At 53.9% G+C, this 3940-nt stretch carries 2 protein-coding genes; both read right to left on the minus strand.

What is annotated here, in order from left to right:
* Positions 1 to 1600: hypothetical protein (locus H5U08_RS12255; RefSeq protein WP_297033420.1), on the minus strand; the 1600-nt coding region annotated here is incomplete at its 3' end.
* Between the two features lie 200 nt (positions 1601 to 1800).
* A partial coding sequence (locus H5U08_RS12260) for a glycoside hydrolase family 127 protein (RefSeq protein ID WP_297033423.1) occupies positions 1801 to 3940 on the minus strand: 2140 nt, incomplete at its 5' end.

Below are 3940 nucleotides of genomic sequence, written 5' to 3' on the forward strand. Positions count from 1 at the left end.
AGAAAAAGTCCTCCACGCCCGCTGGTCGCGACTGTTTCAATTCGCACCCGATAAAAAAGACGTCCTGTTGGCTCACGTCAGCGTGCCAGAGGTTATCGACCACCAGTCGCGGACCATCAACCATCAGTCGGCCCTGGACGAGAAGCCAGGGATAGAGGGCCACGGCATCAGCGATGTGATCTTTGGTGACGATTCGCAAAGCGGAGGCGATGTCCCAGGAGCGTGTGAAAACGCACTCGTCGTTGTGATTCGTTGGAACAACGGGTGGCAAGGCGGCGACAAGGACCGCTCCCCGGGGAACTTCGGTACGACGTGTTTCCTCCGTGATCGTGGTCAAAAGCTTCTGCTGGGCCTGCCATGACTGGAGATAATTATTGCGCTGCAGCAAAAAGGACGTGACGTTGACAAACAGCGCTCCACACAGACCGAGCTGCAGCCACCGCGTTTTTTTGGAAGACTGAGGACTAGGAGGTTGCGCCCAATATGTGCTCACCGCGAGAACAACGGCAACCCATAGCGACGAAAGTTTTCGGTTGTCGTTGCCACAAACGGCGGCGTAACTTCCAGACAGCACGAACAGCAGAACGCTCATCACGGCGGAGATCCAGCACACGTTTCTGAGCACACCGACTCGACAAGATTGGGTGGGAAAGAGATCGGTTTGAGGACCACTTTGGCCGGCGGGCGTCGTTTCCGCAGAGGGGGAAGCGGAATCTGACCTGTTGCCCGACGGAGGCGCAGTATTGGCACCGTCTGAAGTTTCCCCGGCGCTGCCGGTTCGCGATTGAACCAGGACAAGCGAGAGTATGACAAGGAGAACGCCTGCTAAAGCCGCTGCATCCCAGGCTTCATGCACTCGAACAAGGCCGTCGGCCCAGAGAATCGGTGTCTGGATAAAAACTGCAAAAATCCAGTAAAGAAATGTTCGGAGCATCATTCCGGGGCCGCCGGGTGTCAGTCGGGACATGTCTGGAAAGAATTGCGGCATGATCAGCTTCTGTACGACCAGGCCCAGCAAAACAGCGGTCAGGATAGGAAATGTCGTGCGACCTACGCTTTTCCATGTGTGTAGATCAAATCCTAAGTAAGTGGCCGGATCTACGGCGTGATCCTTCTTCGCAGATGCACCACAGTAGAGCGGCATCAGGCACTGCAAGATGAGCAGGGGTAAAAAAATCTCGTAGATCAGCATGCCTATAAAAATGAGGAGCCCGGAGAGCAGCAACCAGGGCCCTTGTCTGGTGAGCGACCTCTCGTGACACAAAAGCGACGCTGCCCATAAAACGTACGCCGTTGCCGCGAGATGCTGCATTCCCGGAGAAAACACAAGTGTGGAAGCGATACTGGGCAGATACACGGCCGCCAGAAAAAACGCCGCGGCCTTCTCGCTGCACAATCGGTGCCAGATATACCAAACTATTCCCCACGCTACGCTGAGGAAGAAGAACTGAGAGCAGACGTACCAGCGGGGAGTATCACCATATAATCCGGATATACTGGACAATACCATGGGCGCCAAAGGCCGAGCGGAAAAAAGGGGAAACCATGATCGCACGATCTCCCACCATTGAGGGTGCAGACGCCAGTGATCAATGATCATCCAGTCATCGCAAACCCAGCCCGCTTTGAGGAGATACGGAATATACACTGCAAGTACAAAGACAATGGCAGCACACGTGGGCCATCTTTTTTTACAGAACTGTAAAAATGCCATGACCAGTATGAAAGACTAAACCATCTCCCGACGATGGACAAACCCGATCGCCTTAAGCGGCTTACCCTGACTGATTTGCAAAACACTTATGGCTGGGATTTTTGACCAACAGGCTTCTCGTGTGAATTGTCCGACATGGCGACGACCCGCAAGTCAAAAATACCACCGGCCATAGCTCCCGGATGGGCCTGAAAACGCACGGTGATCGTTTCACGATCTTTTATAAGCTCCAACGGCAGGCGATAAAGCTCGATAAAAAAGCGACCGGGCCGGTTGTTGGCCAATCGCTGCGTAGCAATCTTTGTGCCATTAACCATGATGTCAAAAACCCGATTGCCCACATCGCTGCCCCAGTATTCGACAAGAAGGGATTGCCCTTCCCCCTGCGCCAGCTTCATTGTGTAGGCGAACCATCCCCCGTTGACCGCATGCCGCCATCGCCTTCCGGCAAAGGTCCCACTTTCGGTCCTTTCCCCAGAGAGGGCATGTTCTCTTTCACTGGTCGGGTCACCAATAATAACGCGATCAATCGTGTGCTTCTCTATTTCTTCCCATTTTTCCTTTGCCTCTTTATATTCACTGACGATTTTTTCCCATTGTGATGGAGATACTCGATCGAAGTAAACCACATAACGCCGTGAACCATGGATTTTATAGAACGGCTCAAGGATGATTTCTCGCTCCTCGGTATCCGCGAGCGAGCGGAATAATCCCCTGGGCGCGGTCCAGCATCCCGGCCGCTTGTCGACCGGCTTGAAGGCTGTCAAATCGAGATGATCCGCCACCACGGCCATGACGCCGCCAAAGCTGCGACCGATGTCATGGCCCGGGGCATACGCAACGACCGGCGATTGAACAAGCTCGTCCGGTACGACTGCCGCAAGCACGATAGGGCCATGGAGAATAGCCAACCGGTCAGGGTTATCGCGGAATGATTCTGTCCGCAACTGCATGGGCACTCGGACTTCCACATGGTCACCGGCAGTCCAGGTACGGGTTACGCGAACGAACTGGCCCGGACGATCTTCCAATGCCCACGGAGTCCCATTAACCAGAATTGAGTATCCTTGAGTACACCACGCTGGCCACCGGATCGCAATCGTTAACTGCGCGGGCGACTGCGGTTCAACGTAGAGATGCACTGTGTCTGAATCGGGAAATTGCGTTTCCAGTCGGACTTTTAAACCTTTTTGCTGCCATTGGAGTTCTGACGGAATAAACAGGTTTACATATAAAGTATCGCGGCCATCATGAAAGTAGATGCTTTCTCCATATTTCGCATGGTTTTCGATACCTGTTCCCGTGCAGCACCAGAAAGAGTCCAGCGGTGTGGAATACGTCTTGTGTGAGCCCGATTGTAACGGAACATAGTAACACATCATTCCAGTTGCTGGATTCTGCGATGCCAGGATGTGGTTGTAGAGGGCACGCTCGTAGTAGTCGGCGTATTCAGGGGCCATTTCCCAGGCGAGGAGATGTCTGGTCAGCTTGAGCATGTTGTACGTGTTGCAGGTTTCGGCGGTGTTGGGACCGAGGGCTTCCGAGAGCCGATCTTTGGGCGTGAAATGCTCGTTGTTGCTGTTTCCACCGATGACGTAGGAACGTTCGCGGACAACAAAGTTCCAGAAGTTCAGCGCAGCATCGCGGTACCATGGCGTTCCCGTTAATTCATACAATCTGGCCGCGCCGATAAACTTGGGAATCTGCGTATTGGCGTGCAAACCGGTAAGAATGTCCTTGCCGTCGGCCAAAGGCTTGAGCACCGCCAGATGGTTGAAACGCTCGGCCATCCGCAGGTATTTTTCTTCGCCGGTTAAGGCATACAGATTGGCCAGGGCCTCGTTCATGCCGCCATGTTCCACATTAAGCATCCGTTGCATCTGCTCGTCAGTGAGGCGACTGTTCCGCGCGACCACCCAATCCCCGAGCTTCCTGGCCACTTCCAAAGCCTGCTGATTGCCGCAGTACACATAGGCGTCGAGCAGCCCTGCCAAAATTTTGTGGAGCGTGTAATAAGGAGCCCAAACCCGTCCGGTGGTTTCAACCCGGTCAAAAAATTCTTCTGGAAAGGCGCTGAGATAGCCGTTACCGAGTTTCTCCTGACACTTCCCCAATTCCTGGACCAAAAAGTGGACTCGGTCCCGGAACTGGATATCGTCGGTACTCGCGTACATGAAGGAACAGGCCGAGAGATAATGGCCCACAAAATGCCCGCGCAGTTCGCAA

Origin of the sequence: Thermogutta sp., from assembly GCF_014359955.1 — a bacterium.
In the GTDB taxonomy this organism is placed as follows: domain Bacteria; phylum Planctomycetota; class Planctomycetia; order Pirellulales; family Thermoguttaceae; genus Thermogutta.